Source organism: Anaeromicropila herbilytica (assembly GCF_016591975.1).
Lineage (GTDB): Bacteria > Bacillota > Clostridia > Lachnospirales > Lachnospiraceae > Anaeromicropila > Anaeromicropila herbilytica.
The window spans coordinates 77,852-97,143 of record NZ_AP024169.1 but is presented as its reverse complement, the minus strand read 5'-3'; the positions used below and the strand labels follow the sequence as shown (position 1 = coordinate 97,143).

General features: G+C 33.2%; 15 protein-coding genes. 2 read left to right on the top strand and 13 right to left on the bottom strand.

Annotated elements, in window-relative coordinates; genetic code table 11:
- Positions 1-239 precede the first annotated feature (239 nt).
- From bsdtb5_RS00440 to bsdtb5_RS00430, 3 genes are all read right to left on the bottom strand, one after another.
- Positions 240-1,976 (bottom strand): phospho-sugar mutase, encoded by a 1,737-nt coding sequence (locus bsdtb5_RS00440; RefSeq protein ID WP_271714091.1) that lies wholly within the window; start codon positions 1,974-1,976, stop codon positions 240-242.
- A 318-nt stretch (positions 1,977-2,294) separates the two neighbouring features.
- Positions 2,295-2,666, bottom strand: coding sequence for a RidA family protein (locus bsdtb5_RS00435; protein WP_271714090.1), 372 nt, complete (start codon positions 2,664-2,666; stop codon positions 2,295-2,297).
- Between the two features lie 168 nt (positions 2,667-2,834).
- Positions 2,835-4,517 (bottom strand): PEGA domain-containing protein, encoded by a 1,683-nt coding sequence (locus bsdtb5_RS00430; protein ID WP_271714089.1) that lies wholly within the window; start codon positions 4,515-4,517, stop codon positions 2,835-2,837.
- Positions 4,518-4,739: 222 nt separating this feature from the next.
- On the opposite strand from bsdtb5_RS00430, the gene bsdtb5_RS00425 reads away from it, so the two are divergent.
- Positions 4,740-5,348 carry an HAD family hydrolase gene (locus bsdtb5_RS00425; RefSeq protein ID WP_271714088.1) on the top strand — a complete coding sequence of 203 codons (609 nt, stop codon included), beginning with the start codon at positions 4,740-4,742 and terminating at the stop codon, positions 5,346-5,348.
- Between the two features lie 159 nt (positions 5,349-5,507).
- Here bsdtb5_RS00425 and bsdtb5_RS00420 read toward each other — a convergent pair whose 3' ends face one another.
- The 6 genes from bsdtb5_RS00420 to bsdtb5_RS00395 form a co-directional block, all read right to left on the bottom strand.
- The gene (locus bsdtb5_RS00420; protein ID WP_271714087.1) at positions 5,508-6,506 is read right to left on the bottom strand and encodes a CotS family spore coat protein; all 999 of its coding nucleotides are present in this window, start codon (positions 6,504-6,506) and stop codon (positions 5,508-5,510) included.
- Between the two features lie 129 nt (positions 6,507-6,635).
- Positions 6,636-7,661 carry a hypothetical protein gene (locus tag bsdtb5_RS00415; protein ID WP_271714086.1) on the bottom strand — a complete coding sequence of 342 codons (1,026 nt, stop codon included), beginning with the start codon at positions 7,659-7,661 and terminating at the stop codon, positions 6,636-6,638.
- A 67-nt stretch (positions 7,662-7,728) separates the two neighbouring features.
- Positions 7,729-9,027, bottom strand: a complete 1,299-nt coding sequence (locus bsdtb5_RS00410) for a hemolysin family protein (protein WP_271714085.1) — start codon at positions 9,025-9,027, stop codon at positions 7,729-7,731.
- Between the two features lie 69 nt (positions 9,028-9,096).
- The gene (locus bsdtb5_RS00405) at positions 9,097-10,155 is read right to left on the bottom strand and encodes an LCP family protein (RefSeq protein ID WP_271714084.1); all 1,059 of its coding nucleotides are present in this window, start codon (positions 10,153-10,155) and stop codon (positions 9,097-9,099) included.
- 38 nt (positions 10,156-10,193) lie between these two features.
- Positions 10,194-11,969, bottom strand: coding sequence for an ABC transporter ATP-binding protein (locus tag bsdtb5_RS00400; protein WP_271714083.1), 1,776 nt, complete (start codon positions 11,967-11,969; stop codon positions 10,194-10,196).
- On the bottom strand, positions 11,953-13,692 hold the full coding sequence (locus tag bsdtb5_RS00395; RefSeq protein ID WP_271714082.1) for an ABC transporter ATP-binding protein: 1,740 nt from the start codon (positions 13,690-13,692) through the stop codon (positions 11,953-11,955). Before bsdtb5_RS00395 ends, bsdtb5_RS00400 begins: the two co-directional genes overlap by 17 nt.
- A 105-nt stretch (positions 13,693-13,797) precedes the next feature.
- Here bsdtb5_RS00395 and bsdtb5_RS00390 point away from each other — a divergent pair, with 105 nt between their 5' ends.
- Entirely contained in the window at positions 13,798-14,679 is an 882-nt protein-coding gene (locus bsdtb5_RS00390; protein WP_271714081.1) for a LysR family transcriptional regulator, read from the top strand.
- Between the two features lie 325 nt (positions 14,680-15,004).
- On the opposite strand, the gene bsdtb5_RS00385 is transcribed toward bsdtb5_RS00390, so the two are convergent.
- The 4 genes from bsdtb5_RS00385 to proS form a co-directional block, all read right to left on the bottom strand.
- A complete protein-coding gene (locus tag bsdtb5_RS00385) occupies positions 15,005-15,607 on the bottom strand; it encodes an Abi family protein (RefSeq protein ID WP_271716028.1) in 603 nt (200 codons plus the stop codon).
- A 46-nt stretch (positions 15,608-15,653) separates the two neighbouring features.
- Positions 15,654-15,884, bottom strand: a complete 231-nt coding sequence (locus tag bsdtb5_RS00380) for an Abi family protein (protein WP_271714080.1) — start codon at positions 15,882-15,884, stop codon at positions 15,654-15,656.
- 275 nt (positions 15,885-16,159) lie between these two features.
- A complete protein-coding gene (locus bsdtb5_RS00375) occupies positions 16,160-17,503 on the bottom strand; it encodes a CCA tRNA nucleotidyltransferase (protein ID WP_271714079.1) in 1,344 nt (447 codons plus the stop codon).
- 209 nt (positions 17,504-17,712) lie between these two features.
- Entirely contained in the window at positions 17,713-19,149 is a 1,437-nt protein-coding gene (gene proS, locus bsdtb5_RS00370) for a proline--tRNA ligase (RefSeq protein WP_271714078.1), read from the bottom strand.
- Between the last annotated feature and the right edge of the window lie 143 nt (positions 19,150-19,292).

Here is a 19,292-nt window from a genome sequence, read left to right as displayed (position 1 = left end):
CATGCATATAGAGGATTTGTTTTAAAGAGTATTAGAGATTCTTAATAAAAAAAGAATCATTTAATAATCAGAAGGAGTGATGTTTGAGCGTTTTTAAACGAGTTCGCTCCTTCTGATTATGTTTTGAATGATTCTTTTTATATTTAGTATCTCTTATACTTCTTTACCTAAATCCACTACATGTATATTTATACAGTGGTATTCACGACAAACTACCATAAGGGACTTTTCCTATTTAATTATAACATTTTCTCAATCATAGCCATTACGCTATCTGCTAATTCTTTTGATTTTTCATCTGCATCTTCAAGAGATGTTCCAACAACACCAAAGTAGAATTTAACTTTTGGTTCTGTACCAGATGGTCTAACACATAGCCATGCATTATCTGTCATATCGTAGTATAGAACGTTAGAACTTGGTAAACCAGTTGGTTTAACTTCGCCTGTTGTCAAATCTTTAATGGTATCTTTCTTATAATCTCTTGCTGATAATACTTTATAATCACCAACCTCTGCTGGTGGGTCATTTCTTAGTGTTTCAAGAATAGTCTGAATCTTATTTAATCCTTCAATTCCCTTTAATGTTACGGAACGAACGTCATCTTTATAGAAACCATATCTTTCATACATGGCTACTAATGCATCCCATAAAGTCATTCCTTTTGTCTTATAGTAAGCTGCTGCTTCACAAAGAGCCATTGTTGCAACGATTGCATCTTTATCTCTAGCGTGAGTACCAATTAAGCAACCATAACTTTCTTCAAATCCGAAAAGGTAACTACCTTTTCCTGTTGTCTCAAATCCTAAGATTTGTTGACCGATAAATTTGAAACCTGTTAATACTTCGATTAACTCAATCCCATAATATTTTGCAATTGCATCTGCCATATTAGAAGTTACGATAGTCTTAATAAGCGCTCCATCTTCTGGAAGCTTACCGTTTAATTCTTTTCTTTGACCAATTTCGTAATCTGCTAATAAACATCCTGACATATTGCCTGTCATTGAGATATACTTACCTGATTTTGTATCTTTTACGTATACGCCAAGTCTATCTGCATCTGGGTCAGTTGCTAGAACTAAGTCTGCATCTTTTTCTTCTGCTAACTTAAGAGCTAATGCAAATGCTTTTTCATCCTCTGGATTAGGATAGTCTACCGTTGGGAACTCACCATCTGGTAGTTCTTGTTCTGGAACAACATATACATTTTCAAATCCTAATTCTTCTAACACTCTTCTAGCTGGAATATTTCCAGTTCCATGAAGTGGTGTATAAACGATCTTAAGATTTTTACCTTCACTCTTAATACTATCAAGATGGATTACTTGCTTCTTTAATTCGGCAATGTACTTATCATCAATATCTTTTCCAATTGATACGTAAAGCCCCTGATCCTTAGCTTCCTTTTTACCCATTGTCTTTACTGTACTGTAATCGGTTACATCTTTTACTTCCTTCATAATTCCTGCATCATGAGGTGGTGTAATCTGAGCGCCATCTTCCCAATATACTTTGTAACCGTTGTATTCTGGTGGATTGTGACTTGCTGTAATGTTAATACCTGCAATACATTTTAACTCTCTTACTGCAAATGATAACTCTGGAGTTGGTCTTAATGATTCAAATACATACGCTTTGATTCCATTTGCACTTAGTACTAATGCTGCTTCATCTGCAAATTCAGGTGACATTCTACGTGAATCATAAGCAATTGCAACACCACGATCAGCAAAACCAGCATTTATAATATAATTAGCTAACCCTTGAGTTGTCTTACGTACAGTATAAATATTCATACGATTGATTCCTGCACCAATAATGCCTCGAAGTCCAGCTGTGCCAAACTCTAAGTCTGCATAGAATCTTTCCTTAATTTCATTTTCATCATCTTTAATTCTTAATAACTCTTCTTTTGTCTTAGTATCAAAATATGAACTTGCAATCCATTCTTGATAAATCTGTTTATAACTCATGTTGTTCCTCCTTTAGTTGTAAAAAAAATACTGCTCTTTCTTATACCTCTAGTTAAGTTATATATGCTTTTATTTTCTTTGTCAATGTAATATTTTATACCGATTTATAAGAAAAAGAACTGTTTGTACGTTATGACGAATACTAGAAAAAATGGACAAGAAAAGACAGGGATTTTAGTCCCTGTCCTTTGTCTAATATGCTGTATTCAAACTATGAAAATTAGTTAAAAAGTACAGCAATTTATTTTTATTAATAAATACTTTTTAATGGTAAAAAATCTATTTTTAATCCTTTATCAGTAATTATATTCCTTAGATTTACTTCTCTGCAATTACTTCAACTTCTACTAGAACTCCCTTTGGTAGAGTCTTAACTGCAACACAAGAACGCGCTGGTTTTTCGGTAAAATACTTTGCATATACTTCGTTAAAAGCTGCAAAATCCTCCATATTAGCTAAGAAACATGTAGTCTTAATCACTTTCTCATAGCTTGAATTAGCTGCCTTAAGAATCTCTCCGACGTTCTTAATTGCTTGTTCTGCTTGCGCTTTAATCTCAGTGCCAACTACTTCACCATTTGCTGGATCTAGTGGAATCTGCCCTGAAGTAAAGATGAATCCTCCTACTTCTTTCGCTTGTGTATATGGTCCTATTGCTGCTGGAGCTTTGTCTGTGTTAATTGTGATCATGATATGAATCTCCTTTCTTTGTGTAAATGCTTTAAGTAAAAGCGAACTTATTGAAATCTTGCAATCACCTATATCTTCTATTGTATTTTGAATTATTATATAGCTTTAATTTCCAAAGGTCAACGCTATCTATAAAAACTAGGCTTTTGACCCTCTACCAATATCCAATTATTGCGCCGTCAACTCTGGAAAGTTAAATAATACATTCTCTGAATCATCTAATATAACTACTGTATAACTCTTATTACTATAACCTGTCTTTCGGATTGTAATCGTGTGAGTTCCAATTGTCTTTATAAAAGTAACTGGAGCTGTGCCCTTTAATGTTCCATCTATATATACTTCTGCACCACTTGGACCTTGGACTGTTACCGTATGGCTACTATCCACCTTACTGTCAGACGTAGTCGTTGTTGAATTTGAATTGCTACTCGTATTTGATGAAGTATTATTACTCGAATCCGTTGTACTATTTTTACTACTGTTTCTTGTATTATTAGTATTATCACTTGAATTATTTGTAGTTGTCGAATTATTATTCGTGCTGGTTGAATTATTGTTCGTATTCGTATTGTTTGTATTGCTATTTGTATTGTTCGTACTGCTACTTGAATTGTTATTCTTATCACTAGAGTTATCTTCAGTCTTTGACTCAACAAGATCGACAGCTACCGATGTACTAGGAGAATCTACATTTATTTTACCGGTATACGTATCATATCCAGTTAAAGAGACTTCAATCTGGTGTTCCCCATAATCTAATTTTACCGCTTCCTCATAATCGGTTGCTTTTCCATCTACATATAGATCTGCTCCATTTGGACTTATCTTAAAGTCAACACTTGACTTCTTCTCTGCTGGTTTCACGAAATCTCCCATGTCTACGGTAACTTCCTGATCTCTAAGAACCGTAATGGACTTAGCACCAACAAAATTACCATTGCTCATGGTGAGTTTATACTCTCCTTCTCTTGCCACGATTAACATATTCTCTACTACTGGCAAGATAATATCATGTCCAACTTCTACCGTGCCACCAACAAAATCCTCATAATTGATTAATTTTATATATCCATGTCCCTTATCTACAATAACAGAGTAGATTTGCTTGTCATAGCCTTTCACAATAAGTTCATCTTTTTGATTTAGATCCATCAGACTAATTAGATTTTTCTCACTAGCTATCACAACGCTATCTTGATATTTATAAGTAGCATTGGATATCGACATCTGCTTCTTCGTCTGATCAACAACTAGATTCTTAACTCCTTTATACTCCCAAGCTTCTTTTGATACCTGAATCTTATCTAATCGATTCGTATTATTATCATAATAAATATCGGTAATCTCACCAATTTGAAGCTGATCCATTATCATTACTTTATCATACTTATTTAACACATTTGTTGCTGGATCATAATTAACCGTATAATCCATACCTTCTTTTATATCATAAAATAATACAGTACTTTTTGCTTTATCAATTGCTTTTACAACACCTTGCGTTTTGGTATTATAGCGCCCTGTTGGAGTTTCAGTGGCAGTAGCTGCATTATTCGCATTCTCTGTTCCTTGCTTCTGTTGATATACCTTTTGAAATGTAACAAAGGCTATCATTAGCGAAGCTATTACTACTCCAGCAAGTAATATAAAATATTTATTCCTGTTCCAAAAAGTATCTTTTGTCTCTAAATTATAATTTAATTGTTTCTTTGCTCGTTCCTGCTTCGTATTACTTCTGCCCTTATTCTCTCTCTTATCCTTCTTCTCTTTATTATCCTCTTGATTTAATTGATCCGGATTTCTTTGATAAGAAGGTTCATACGTAACGCCCTCGTATTCTTTCTTCATGCTGTCTCCCATCTGTCTTCTTTTGACGTACTTTATCTATATTTTCTCTAAACCATGTAAAAATCATACTCCCATATATCCCTATTCATTTATTATACATGAAGCAATTGAAAATGAAAAGGCAGAACGCTGACATGTTAATTGCGATTTGAAACTTAGTATCGTATAATTAATAAATAGTTTGCTGATCCTATAAACCCTTACATAGAAAGGAATAAAAATATGATTCGTAATATAGTATTTGACATTGGTAATGTACTTACACATTTTCGTTGGAAAGAGTACCTTGAAGAGCTAAATTTCACGAAAGAGATTCGTGACCATGTGGCGAATGCGACTGTAAAACATGCCATTTGGAATGAATTTGACCGTGGAGTAAGAGAAGATGAAGATATCATAAGAGAATGTATCTCTCATGCACCAGAATATGAGAAGGAAGTTCAGCTCTTCTTTGATAACATAACACGAATCGTAACTGAATACGATTACGCTGCACCACTCATTAAGTCCTTAAAGGATCTTGGTTACAAAGTATATCTATTATCCAATTATCCTAAGACTCCCTTCCAATATGCTATGAAGAACTTTTCCTTCTTTCCATTCATTGATGGTAAAGTCATCTCCTATGAAGTAAAGCAAATCAAGCCTCAAGCTGAAATTTATCATACTTTATTAAATCAATATGATCTTGCACCAACTGAAACAGTATTTATTGATGATAAATTGGAGAATGTTGAAGCTGCCAATAAAATAGGAATTCATACAATTCATTTTAGTACTTTAGAAGATATGAAGGAAAAACTAAACGCTCTTGAAGTTCCTGTTATGTAATATAAACAGAAACTTTGGAACCTTTTATAATGATACAAGGTTCCATATCTTTATTTAGTTTACTGAGTGCTATTATACATAACAAGGGCTAACCATCATGCAACATCACATGTGATTAGCCCTTGTTCTTATATACCACGCTAATATCTGTCACTCCACTTACAGAAACTTTTCGTTTAACCAGTCTAGGAATTCATTCTTAACTGCATTCTGTTGTTGAATGCTAATAAGTTTCTGGATATTCTTTTGTGGTATCCATGATTTCTTACCATTAAAATAATAGTTCGTAATCTTCCAGAACTTTTCTGGGTATAGGAGAAGAATATATAACATTTTAAAATCTTCCTCACTAAGAGGCTTATTCTTTTGATATTCTTTAATAATCATTTCTCCTAATTCAATTGTCCAATCGTTTTTCTCCATTACCTTACGAATAAAGAGATATAGATCTAGCATTTGAACACCCAAACATACTTTATCAAAATTTGTCGTAGCAACACCATTTTTCATCATAAGAATATTATGATAGGTATAGTTACCATGGCATATTTGTGTACTGTTAGTAGAAGCTTCTAATAGTTGTTCAAAATTAGAAGCTTGTAATAGTCCGATTGCTTTCAATCCTTGTTCATAAAATTCTTGATAACAGCTTAAATAGCAGGTTTCAAACTCATTCTTTTGCGTCTTTTCTCGAATATATGCTCTAACTCGTTTGAGCTCTCGATTATGTTTATCATATAAATCAGGAAGATAATAAAAACGATTGTACTTCTTCTCTTCTGGAGTTAAGGAAACATTTGACATCAGATTATGTATCTGGGCAAGGTTTGCAGCCGCTAATAAGATATCTCCTGAACTTCTTAAATTACATTCTTCACCAAGAAACCAGTTTTTTAGAATATATTTATTTCCTTGAGTATCCTCTGTAACCAATTCCCCATTTTTATTTCTAACAAATAGGTCAATATTTGAGTACCCTTGCATAAAAATGTGTTCTTTTACTTTATTCTCAAATTCAATTCTGTTTTTTGAACCTTCAAAAGTTTTATACAGTTTTATTCCCCGATTAGTTTCTAAAATGTAAGACCCTCTCGCTCGGTAAGTATTACATATTTTTATGTCATACTGTTCTAACACTTCATCATTTCTGTCATTCACTGTTAAGCCCTCCTAACCATAATAATTCACCCAGAATATAGATGTCTCTTCATAATCTTATGACGAGGTGACCTATTTTATGTAGGTGGAATTCAGTGAATATGACAGAAATATTTGAACTGTTTTTGATTATAATGACGAGTCCTTCAGACACTTATTTGGATCTATTTTAATAAGTTCCCAATGGTCCTCATCCGTTCTTCTATATTGTGCAATTAATACATCGGTATCATTGGTTAACTGAAAGAATACAAATTGATAGTCCTTACCATCTGTCCCACTAAAATAGATTCTCTTAACATATCCTGACTGATCGGTCGGATATAGTTCCTTAACAAGTGAACACCAATTCCCATATTCTATTTGAACAACGTATTCAGCATCATAAGCCCATCCATGCATTGGCGCACACAGATAATTTTCTCCATAAATATCAACATTGGAGATTTTATATCCTGTTCCCTCTTTTATGACATCCACATAGGCATAATAATAAGAAAAACTACCGCTCCCTTTATCCGTTCCTTCAATTGTCTCAAATTCCACAAAATATCTTACGGTATTGGCAGGTGCTTCATATATAGGAATTCTTCTGTATTTCACAACACTTAGATGAAGAATATTCTCAAAAGTTTTTAAATATTCTTTGTATGGTAATTGCTTTTGATATTCTTTGGATAGAAAATTATATGCCACTGGATAAGGTAGTGTTGCATTTCCAATCGTTCCACAACCAGCACTTTTATCCTCTACTGGATTCGCAGCTTCTCTAAGAATACTATAATAGCTAAGAATGGTATCTTCTGTAGTGTCAAATAACTCCTCTGGCATAATGATTTCAGAATACTCTTTTCCAAAATTATCTCTTAAAAACCCTGAAGGTAATTCTTTATTATTCAATACTGGTAAATTGGAGGGTCTTACATACTTTTCAACATCTGTATCTTCTAATAAAGGATCGCTTTCCTCTGCATTCTTTTGCTCTACAGATTCTGACTGAATAAAATATCTTCCTCCCATGACTCTGATAGTAGCCTTGGAATCATTTTTATTGTGGTGTATCCATAATATCATTAGCAGTATTATTAATAATGCAAGTATAAGGTATATTCCAATTCTCTTTTTTTCTTGTAATAATTTTATCTTTCTATTCATTGAATGTCCGTTTATTACTCCATAAATTATATTACTATAAATATATCCATTAAAGCGAAAAGTAGACTCATTCCTTGTTCTCAGATATCTTTTTTATTAGTAGACTTCTAATTCTTTTTCTATCGCATTTTAAAATAGTGAATTCATAATTATCATATGTTATTTTATCATTCACTTGTGGATAAGATTTTAACTGTGAATACATCCAACCTCCAATGGTATCAATATTCTCGGTTTCTATATAAATGTCTAGTAAATCATTGATATCATTGATAGAAACTATACCTTCAACAATATACTCATTCTCGTCTGTCTTATATATATCAATACCTTCATCGAATTCATCTTGAATATCTCCAACTATTTCCTCCAAAATGTCTTCAATCGTTACTAATCCTGAGGTTCCTCCATATTCATCAATGATAATAGCCATCTGAGCTTTTTCTTTCTTAAATACCATTAACAATTCACTGATTGGCATAGCTTCCGGAACAAACTTAATATCACGTATAATTTCACTAATTTTTTGATTTGCTTCTTTATATCTTAATTTAAATAAATCTTTAATATGTATAAAACCAATAATATTATCTTTACTATCTTTACAGATTGGATACCTCGTTAACTCTTCACTTTCAACATATTTTATAATCTCTTCAAAGGAATCTTCATAAAATACACAAGACATATCTGTTCGTGGTATCATAATATCTTTAGCCGTTTTCTCCGAAAAATCAAAAATATTATCTACAAATGTTAATTCCGTTTGGTCAATTAAGCCATGCCTATAGCTTTCCTCCGCCAATAACTTAATTTCTTCATCCGTATGTGCTTCTTCGTGTTCATTTACTTGATTAATGCCAAATACTTTAAGTATTAAATTCGTACTATGATTAAAAGCCCACATAACTGGATAAGTAATTTTATAAAATATAATAAGCGGTAATGCCGTATAGAGAGATATTCTTTCAGCACTTATAATTGCTAATGACTTTGGAACAAGTTCACCAAGCACGATATGAAACCCTGTAACAATTGCAAATCCCAGTACAAAAGAAATGGAATGTACAACACTTTCCGGTATATCAAATAATTGAAATAATGGCTTTAATATAGCCGCAACCGTAGGTTCTCCTACCCAGCCTAAACCTAAAGATGCTAAAGTGATTCCTAACTGACAAGCTGACAAGTAAGAATTTAAATCATTAACAACCTTTAATGTATTCTTTGCGCTTCGATTACCTTCTAGCACTAATGTTTCAATTCTTGACTTCCTTACCTTGACCATAGCAAACTCGACTGCAACGAAAAAGGCATTCATAAAAACTAGTAGTAATACAGTTACAATACTAAATAGTATATACATATATAAATATTTCTCCTCCAAATTCACACATTATTATTTTATTAATATAATTTTCCTTATATATCTTTTTTACTTCTCACTCCATGTACTGAGTCTTTTCTGTGCCTCTTCTAGTGTATCACCATATATAAATTGATATAGCTTTAAGATATTTTGATTCCAATCAAGAATAAGCGGATATGTAATTCCTTCATATCTTCTTGGATCCTGGAACAATCCGTCTACTGGAATACGATAACTTTCCATTTTGTCTTGATGCTTTTCTACTAGTGCCTCTAAAATGTATTCAATTTCTTTTTCTGATACATCTGTGTTTACATACTCTAAACTTTTATCCATAATAGAGATCAAATCAATTGGATTTTTATCCTTGCATTTATCAAAAATAGCACTTAATACCCTTCTCTGTCTTTCTGTTCTTCCATAATCATCATGAGTATTTGTAATAGTATTTACATGACGAATTCTACAATAACCTAATGCCTGATTTCCATTTAGTAGATTTCTTCCTTCCGAAACAGTTCTATTCTTATGTTCTGAGATATAATTCTTGGTATCCAGATAATATGCTTCTTCTTTGGTAAGATCTATTGGAACACCTCCAACTAAATCAATCACCTTTTCAAAGTTTTCAAAATTAACATAAGCATATCCATTGATATGTATTTTATAATTTTGTTCCACTGTATCAATTAATTTTTGCGTTCCGCCATCTGCATAGGCAGCATTCAATTTATTGCTTCTATACCCTGGTATCTCTACATAAGTATCTCTCATTAAGGAAGTAATCTTAATGTTACCTTCCTTCCAATTGACAGATGCAATAAGCATGGAATCTGTATTACGGTCTCCTGCAATCTCCTCAATTCCAAAAATAAGATAATTCAATATAGGTTCCTTATCATCAAAAATATCTTCTCCTGTATTGGCGTTGTCCATCTTTCCTTGCTTTTTTTGTGTTGCTTCATTGTTCAGGACATTGTGAATATGATGTGCTGCCAATTTATATATTATTTTTCTTCCTGCTTTGGTCCCAACAATTCCTCCACATATAACTCCTATTATTAATAGAACCATTCCTATTTTTCTTAATCTTCTTTTTCTTCTCTTTGCCTTTTTTCCATTCATTATAATCTCCAATCTGTCAAAGTGCTCCAAATCTGTCGTCAACCAATACCTTCAAACTGACTATTATATAAGTTATAATAAAATCCCCTATTTGCAATTAGACTTTCATGTGTACCTTGTTCAATAATATGCCCTTCCTTCATTACAAGAATGACATCTGCTTCTTTAATTGTTGATAGACGATGGGCTACAATAAAACTGGTTCTGCCATTCATCATTTTAGTAAATGCATTCTGAATCATTATTTCGGTACGGGTATCAATACTAGAAGTTGCTTCATCTAAGATCAGCATTGGTGGAAGACATAACATAATTCTTGCAATACACAACAATTGTTTCTGCCCTAACGATATATTCTCTCCATCTTCAACAATTTCAGAATCATATCCTTTTTCCATTCTCATAATAAAAGAATGTGCATGAGCTGCTTTGGCTGCATTTATCACTTCTTCTTTCGTAGCATTCGGTTTACCAAAGGCAATATTCTCATATATAGTCCCGGACTTTAACCAAGTCTCTTGCAATACCATTCCATAACTACTTCTTAGAGACTTTCTTGTTAATTCTTTAATATCAACTCCTGATACCTCTATTCTTCCACTGTCTACGTCATAAAAGCGCATTAAAAGATTAATTAAGGTTGTTTTTCCACATCCCGTTGGACCTACGATTGCTACCTTTTCACCTGATTTTACTGATAAATTAATATGTTCCATAAGTTTATATTCTTTGGTATAGCCAAAGGAAATATCTTTCAGTTCGATGCATCCATTTACTTCACTATTTTTAAGCTCCATTGCATTTATAAGGTCTGGAGTCTGGGAAGGCTCATCAAGGAAGGCAATTACTCTCGCTGCACATGCAAATGCATTTTGTAATTCAGTCACAACACCTGATATTTCATTAAAAGGTTTCGTGTATTGATTGGCATAGTTTAGAAAACAAGACACCTGACCAATTGTAATTCCTCCAGCTACTGCACTAAGTGCTCCCACCAGGCCTACTCCTGCATATACAATACTATTTACGAATCTGGTGGCTGGATTGGTTATGGAACTAAAAAAAAGTGCTTTTAAAGATACTTTTTGTAAACGTGAATTAATTTCATCAAATTCTCTAACTGATTTTTCTTCTTTTCCAAAAGCTTGTATGACCTTTTTACCTTCAACATGTTCATTAATAAAAGCTGTCTGTTCTCCTCTTACTTCGGTCTGTAACTTAAAGTTTTTGTAAGAATGTTTTGCAATAAATGATGCAACAAGTAAACTAAGCGGAGTTACCAGTAAGACAACAAGTGAAATTACTACATTAACATAAAGCATGCAACAAAATGTTCCAATGATTGTTAGAATTCCTGTAAAGAATTGTGTGAATCCCATCAGAAGTCCATCTGCCAATTGATCTACATCCGCAATCATACGGCTTACGAGATCTCCTGTGGAATGACCATCCAGATAACTCAGTGGCAGTTCTTCTATTTTTGCAATAGCATCATTTCTTAAGTCTCTTGTAACGGAATAGGTGATTCGATTATTGAATATTCCAAAGATCCATTGTGATATTGCAGTTATAATGGTTGCTATGATAATTACTTTACAGATATCATATATTGAAGAAAAATCAACATTTCCTTTTGTAATCATTTTATCAATTGCTTTTCCTATTTGAATCGGTACATACAATTGCGCCACTACAGATACAACTGCGCATAACATGGAGCCCATAAAAAAAGGTGAATATGGTTTTATATAATGCAACAACCGAAATAGTGTTTCTTTTTGCATTTTTGTTTTTCTTTTATTTCGACTTCCCATAGTCTGTCTCCCCCTTTTTATACTGACTTTCATATATTTCTTGATATACGGAACAATTAGTAAGAAGATCTTCATGTGTTCCAACCCCAACTAGATTACCTTCATTCAGAACAAGAATTTTATCTGCATTCTGAATGCTAGATATTCTTTGTGATACAATAAATACGGTCATATCTTTCGTACTATTTTTAAGTGCTTTTCTTAATGCCGCATCAGTTGCCAGATCTAGAGCACTAGCTGAATCGTCCAAGATTAGAATCTGCGGCTTTGACACCATTGCCCTTGCAATTGTTAAACGCTGCTTCTGACCACCCGATAGATTTCTTCCACCCTGTTCTACCACTTCATCTAATTGTAGCTCTTTTCTTTGTACAAATTCTTCTGCTTGTGCTATACGAAGTGCATCCCAAAGTTCTTCTTCAGTTGCATTTTCATTTCCTAATAATAGATTGGAACGTATTGTTCCTGAGAATAATTGTGCTCTTTGTGGAACAACTCCGAATCCACTTTGTAATTGCTCTTTTGAATAATCTTTTATACTTCTGCCAAGAACTTGAATATCTCCTTCAGTGGCGTCATAAAACCTTGGAATTAGATTAACAAGAGAAGTCTTACCAGCACCAGTTCCACCAATAATTCCTATCATTTCTCCCTTATTAGCTTGAAATGTTACCCCTGATAGACTAGGAGCTAATGCTCCCTCATAGGTGAAGGATACGTTGTTAAACCTTACTGCCTCATTATTTTCTCTTTGAATCTTGGCGTGATTATATTCCAATTCATTTTCTATATCTAGGATCTCCTCTACTCTCTTTGAACAAGCTAATGCTCTCGTAACTTGAATCGTTAGATTCGATAATTTAATAACTTCCACTAAGATCTGACTCATATAGTTTACTAAAGCTATGACATCTCCCTGCTTTAGTGTTCCGATATTAACCCTTCCTGCCCCAGTATTAAGTATGGCGACTATTGCAAGATTCACTACTATATAAGTTGCTGGATTCATAATGGACGACACCCTACCAACCCTCTGTTGCATTCTAGTAAATATCTGATTTTCCTTATGAAAATTTTGCTCTTCTTCTTTTTCCCTTCCAAAAGCTCGAATTACTCGAACTCCTGTCAGATTCTCTCTTGTAATACTTAGTATTTTATCAAGTTTTTTCTGTATCTTTTTATATAATGGTTTTGTTCCTAGCATGATTCCTGTAACAATCAATGATAAAATAGGAACTGCAATAACAAAAATTAATGCTACCTTTTTATCTATTGTAAATGCCATAACGATACTTCCAATAACCACAAATGGTGATCGTAAAAACAACCTTAGAAAAAGATTCAATCCACTTTGCACCTGATTGATATCACTCGTCATACGAGTAATAAGAGTGGAAGTACCTATACGATCAATTTCCGAATAGCCCATTTTATGAATATGAGAAAAAAGGTGATGTCTTATTGATGTCGCAATACCAATGGAGGCTTTTGCTGCAAAATATTGTGCAGTAATTGAACAAGCCAACCCAATCATTCCCAGCAACACTAAGCAACCACACATTCGTATAATATAATTTTTATCATGATTCACGATTCCTACATTAATAATAGTTGCCATAACTAGAGGAACCAATAACTCCAAGATTGCTTCTAAATTTTTAAAGATTGGTGCAATAATACATTCCACCCTATACCCTTTTGAGTATTTTATTAATTTCATCATTCCATCTACTCCTTCCTCTTGTATTATAAAGCTTGCTGTGATATATTCAATTCATATATTTCATTTACTAGTTATATGATTTTCGTATATTAGAAAGGTTTAAAAATGGATTTAAAACAATTGGAATATTTAGTAGCTGTTGTAGAAGAAGGCAGTATCAATGGTGCTGCAAAGAAATTAAAGATGACACAACCACCCATTAGTAGTCAGATGAGGTTGCTAGAAAAAGAATTGGATTGTGTGTTATTTACACGTGGTCAACGAAAGATAACACTTACTGAAGAAGGAAATCTATTATATCATAGAGCCTTAGAGATGATTCATTTGAATCAAAGTACAATTACTGCTGTAAAAGACTTTAGAAAAGCACATGGTGGTACATTAAAGATTGGGATTATTAGCAGTGTAATAGAATATGCTATCCATTCCTGGCTTACCCCGTTTCATTCACAATATCCAGAAATAAACTTTGAAATCTTTGAGGCGAATACCTATGAACTTACGGATATGCTCCATAACAGATTAATTGATGTAGCACTTGTTCGGACACCTTTTTCTGAACGAGATATTGATCGCATTAGTGCTCAACAAGAACGTTTAGTTATTGTAGCTTCAAAGAATTATGAAGATATATTAGATAAAATTACGTTGAAAACCTTATCCCACTATCCTCTGATTCTCTATCGAAGATGGGCCCAAATAATTGACGAGCAATTTGCAAGAAAAGGTCTTTCCCCTCGTATTATATGTATGTCAGATGATGCAAGAACTTGTGTATCCCTCGCTTCGCAAGGAATTGGTATTGCTTTAGTTCCAGAAAGTATATATCTGTCCTCTGGTGAAAAACAATTATTTTCAAAAACCGTTGAGGATCTCCCTTTACAAAGTTCGGTCACTCTAATCATGAGTAAAAAGGGTTGTGACACCTATGTCGGAAAAACTTTTGTTAAGTTTTTTGAGCAAAGTTTAACTTTACCTACCACATGACCTGTAATTTAGGTAGGTAGTCTAGGGAATTTGCGAACGGATCTGGCTATTAATTTATTTGTGAAGAAAGACTTAGATCAAGTTTAAATTAATCCAATAGAAAAAGATAAAATGAAAATGGAAACCACAAGATATTTCTCTTTATTATCAAAGCAAAAAAGAAAATCCTATATCCCGCATAAACACTGGGATGTAGGATTTTCTTCATATTATTCAAACTCCTAATTTCAAAGTTATTTTGTACTGCTTAGCGTGCTTTTACATGTCAAAATCAGTTCATTTATGCACTTTTTGATGAAATGCAAGCATTGCAAAATCTAGTATCCTATACCTTTAATAGTTCATTCCAATTTTCAGGAAAACCCATAGTCTTTATATCTATATTCTCATACTTATCAAACAACAACGCTATTTTGTCCACATACAAATTCCAATGGGAATCATATCTTAACAAAATTCTAGTACATAACAGCAATCCAAAAATACGATTATTTCCTATTCCAGCTTGTGTATATTCTTTATATAGAATTGGAGTCTTCGATAATTTTGCATTATACAGTCTTCCATAATGTGCACACATATTTCTAACATAAGCTATACTTTCAATCCAACTTTCAAAATATGTATAACCCACACCAAATGTTGCTGCAACAGCTTTCTTATCTGCATTCTTCATGTTTTTAAAGAACTTTGACAGTGTTCCAAAGCTAAATACCTCTATCAATGCATACATCGGTAAATCACCACCAGCATAATTTTCTCGAAAATTTTTAACAAATGGAGCTTTTGAATTTCTTCTAATCTCATCTTCAATATCTCGAATAAAATAACTATGATAAGTGGAGTTTTCAAAGTTATTGCTATCTTTATATCCTAGTACACCATATGTATCTGCAAAGTAATTAGAAATCCTACATCTGATATTGATTTCAATTTTCTCTATTTCTGGAAAAAGTATTTGTCGGAAATTTGCATTAAATAAATAGATATAGTTCTACTAAATGCTCAAAAGTTACAGCTTTACTGTAATTACTATTTTTGACTTTAAAATTCAAGCTGTATGCTTTTATTAATCGAAAATATGATATGTCATTTAATATTTTCTCTGCATATTCTACGTCATTAATAATCAATCCAATTTCTTGTAGATTATTGATTTGCTCTTTAATCGTCATGGATGGTTGCTGTTCTTTTAAATCACCCATAATCTTTCTCCTTAAAATTAAAAGACCCAACGTGGTCCGCATCATTGAGAGGCGTGTTGGGTTCTGTTAATAATATTATATGCTAGCCAGCTCATTTTAGTCAATCTTTTTTCAGATATTTTTCAAGAACTTATTTATCTCGAAACTGCATACAAAAAAGCATCATATTTTATCTTCTCATATTTATCACGTATGAAAGTGTCGGCTACTTTACTTCTGTCGAAACAGTATCCACCTGAACTTATCAAGTATTACACTAACCTTCTATAGGAAATTTAAGTAACTTTCATATTCTTATTCTCTAATGCCAATTCAATCAATTTTTCTTTTTCATTTAACGTTGGTTCTTCAATAACTTTTTGCAACAGATAATCAAGAGTTTCCCCAATCTGTTTTCCTGGTTTATATCCTAGTGCGATTAGATCCTTACCATTTAGAGCTAAAGTCTTTAAACTAACACATTCGCTCTTTTCAATTACTTCTAGGTAAAGTCTTTTTGCTTCCTCTAACTGCTTCTTTTTATCGACGCACATAAGAGGATTCTTTGCATTCATATCTGCTTCCTTTACCTCGAACAATAGCTCCATGATATCTTCGCCAACACGATTGATTGCTTTTCTCATGCCAGCTGGTGTTAAGCGGAATTCTGTATCATGCCATTTAATTAACCTTGTAACTGTATCTATTGTATAATTATCATATTTTAAGCGTTTTAATATTTCTTTTGCCATTGATGCACTAACATCTTCATGCCTATAAAAATGATCAATATTTTGTTCATCTGTTGTCTTGGTAAGTGGTTTTCCAATGTCATGTAGAAGCATTGTCAATCGAAGAATTGCTATACCTCGCACTGCTTTCACTGATTCTATTGTATGTCCGCCTACAGAATAAATATGGTAGGGATTATTCTGGCTAGTTGTACAGATCTGATCGAATTCAGGAAGAACAATTTTAGTAATTCCAGTTTCATATGCGATCATTAATTTTTCTGGTTGATTTGATACTAATAATTTTTCTAACTCCACACGGATTCTTTCTGCACTAATATTCTTAAGATTCTTTGCTTTACGCTCAATCGCTTTACAAGTTTCCTCTTCAATATCAAATCCTAACTGCGCAGAGAATCGTACTGCTCGAAGAATACGAAGGGAATCTTCTTCAAATCGATCAATAGGATTTCCAACGCAACGAATACATTTTCGCTTGATATCGCCAATTCCATCGAATTCATCTACTAGCCCTTTTACTGAATTATAGGCCATGGCATTAATGGTAAAATCTCTTCTCTTAAGATCTTCTACCAGATTCTTTGTAAATTCTACTTCCTTTGGATGCCTATTATCTTCATACTCTCCATCGATTCGATATGTTGTTACTTCATACCCCTCTTTGTCTAGCATAACCGTTACTGTACCATGCTTAATTCCAGTATCAATCGTCCTTCGAAATAACGCCTTTACTTCCATTGGATTCGCTGAGGTTGTAATATCCCAATCCCCAGGCTCCCTTTCTAGAATCGTATCACGCACGCATCCCCCTACAGCATAGGCATCGTGCCCATTGTTCATAAGGGTCTCAATAATAGTTTCAACATTTTCTGGAACTCTAATTTTCATTTTCTCACCACACTTTTTTCATCATTATCTTTTTCTATTATTACCTCTTTTAACCAAGATAAAAGCCTTATATATTAGCCAGATAATAAAGTTAGATGAATCAAATATAAAATAAATGATGTCCCTTATTTTAATTAACTTCATAATCAACTTTATGATCTTTATACTAATATATAAAGCTTTGTATATAATAGAATACTTTAAACTAATTAATATGCTTTGCCCCAATATACCATTGATTTTGCTGGCTTACCGCAGCATACACAAGTCTTAGCAACTTCTTCTTGTTCAAATGGCATACATCTTGAAGTTGCACTTGTTTCTTCTTTAATTTTATCCTCACAAGCCACATCTCCACACCACATAGCCTTAACAAAGCCTGGTTTGTTCTGAATTGTATCTTTGAATTCTTCAAAGTTTGTAGCAACATAAGTATGCGCATCCCTATGCGTTCTAGCTCTTTCAAGCATTTCCTTTTGCATTGTCTTTAATATTTCATCAAGTTTAACTTCTAATTCATCAAAAGATACAATAATCTTTTCTCTTGTATCACGACGTACAATAACTGCTTGATTTGCTTCGATATCTTTTGGTCCAAGTTCAATACGAACTGGAATTCCTCTCATCTCTTGTTCTGAGAACTTCCATCCTGGACTCTTATCTGAATCATCTACTTTTACTCTAAAGTTACTTTCAAGAGTCTTCTTAAGTTCATAAGCTTTATCAAGAACGCCTTCTTTATGTTGTGCAATTGGAACTACCATTACTTGTGTTGGTGCAATCATTGGAGGTAATACAAGACCGCTGTTATCTCCATGCACCATGATGATTGCTCCGATTATACGAGTAGTTAATCCCCATGAAGTTTGGTGAACATATTGTAATTTATTTTCTTTATCTGTATATTGAATGTTAAATGCTTTTGCAAATCCATCTCCAAAGTTATGGCTAGTTCCTGATTGAAGTGCCTTTCCATCATGCATTAATGCTTCAATTGTATAAGTAGCATGTGCTCCAGCGAATTTTTCCTTATCCGTCTTACGTCCCTTTACCATAGGAATAGCAAGATAATTCTCACAGAAATCTGCATAAATATTAAGCATCTGCACTGTTCTTTCTTCTGCTTCTATAGCAGTTGCATGTGCTGTATGACCTTCTTGCCATAAGAACTCCATCGTACGTAGGAAAGGTCTTGTTGTCTTCTCCCAACGAACAACGGAACACCATTGATTATATACCTTTGGAAGGTCTCTATGGGATTGAATAATATTAGAATAGAAATCACAGAATAAAGTCTCTGATGTAGGACGAATACATAACTTTTCTGTTAATGGTTCTAAACCGCCTTGAGTAACCCAAGCAACTTCTGGTGCAAATCCTTCTACATGGTCTTTTTCTCTTTGAAGAAGACTTTCTGGAATTAGTAAAGGCATATATACATTTTCAACACCAGTTTCTTTAAATTTTGCATCTAATACTTTCTGAATATTTTCCCATATTGCATATCCATTTGGACGTAATATCATGCATCCACGTACGCTAGCATAATCAATTAATTCTGCTTTTTTAACAACATCGGTATACCATTGTGCAAAATCCTCTTCCATAGAGGTAATTGCTTCTACTAATTTCTTTTCGTTTGCCATCTTATTTACTCCTTTTTAATTATGATTAAATGCTAGTTATCGGATACTAACTTTCTTTACTACCTTAATTTGTAATGATTCAGAACTTAGGAAATCACAAAGTGATTAATTGTTGAAATACATTCATCGAATATAACAGTGTG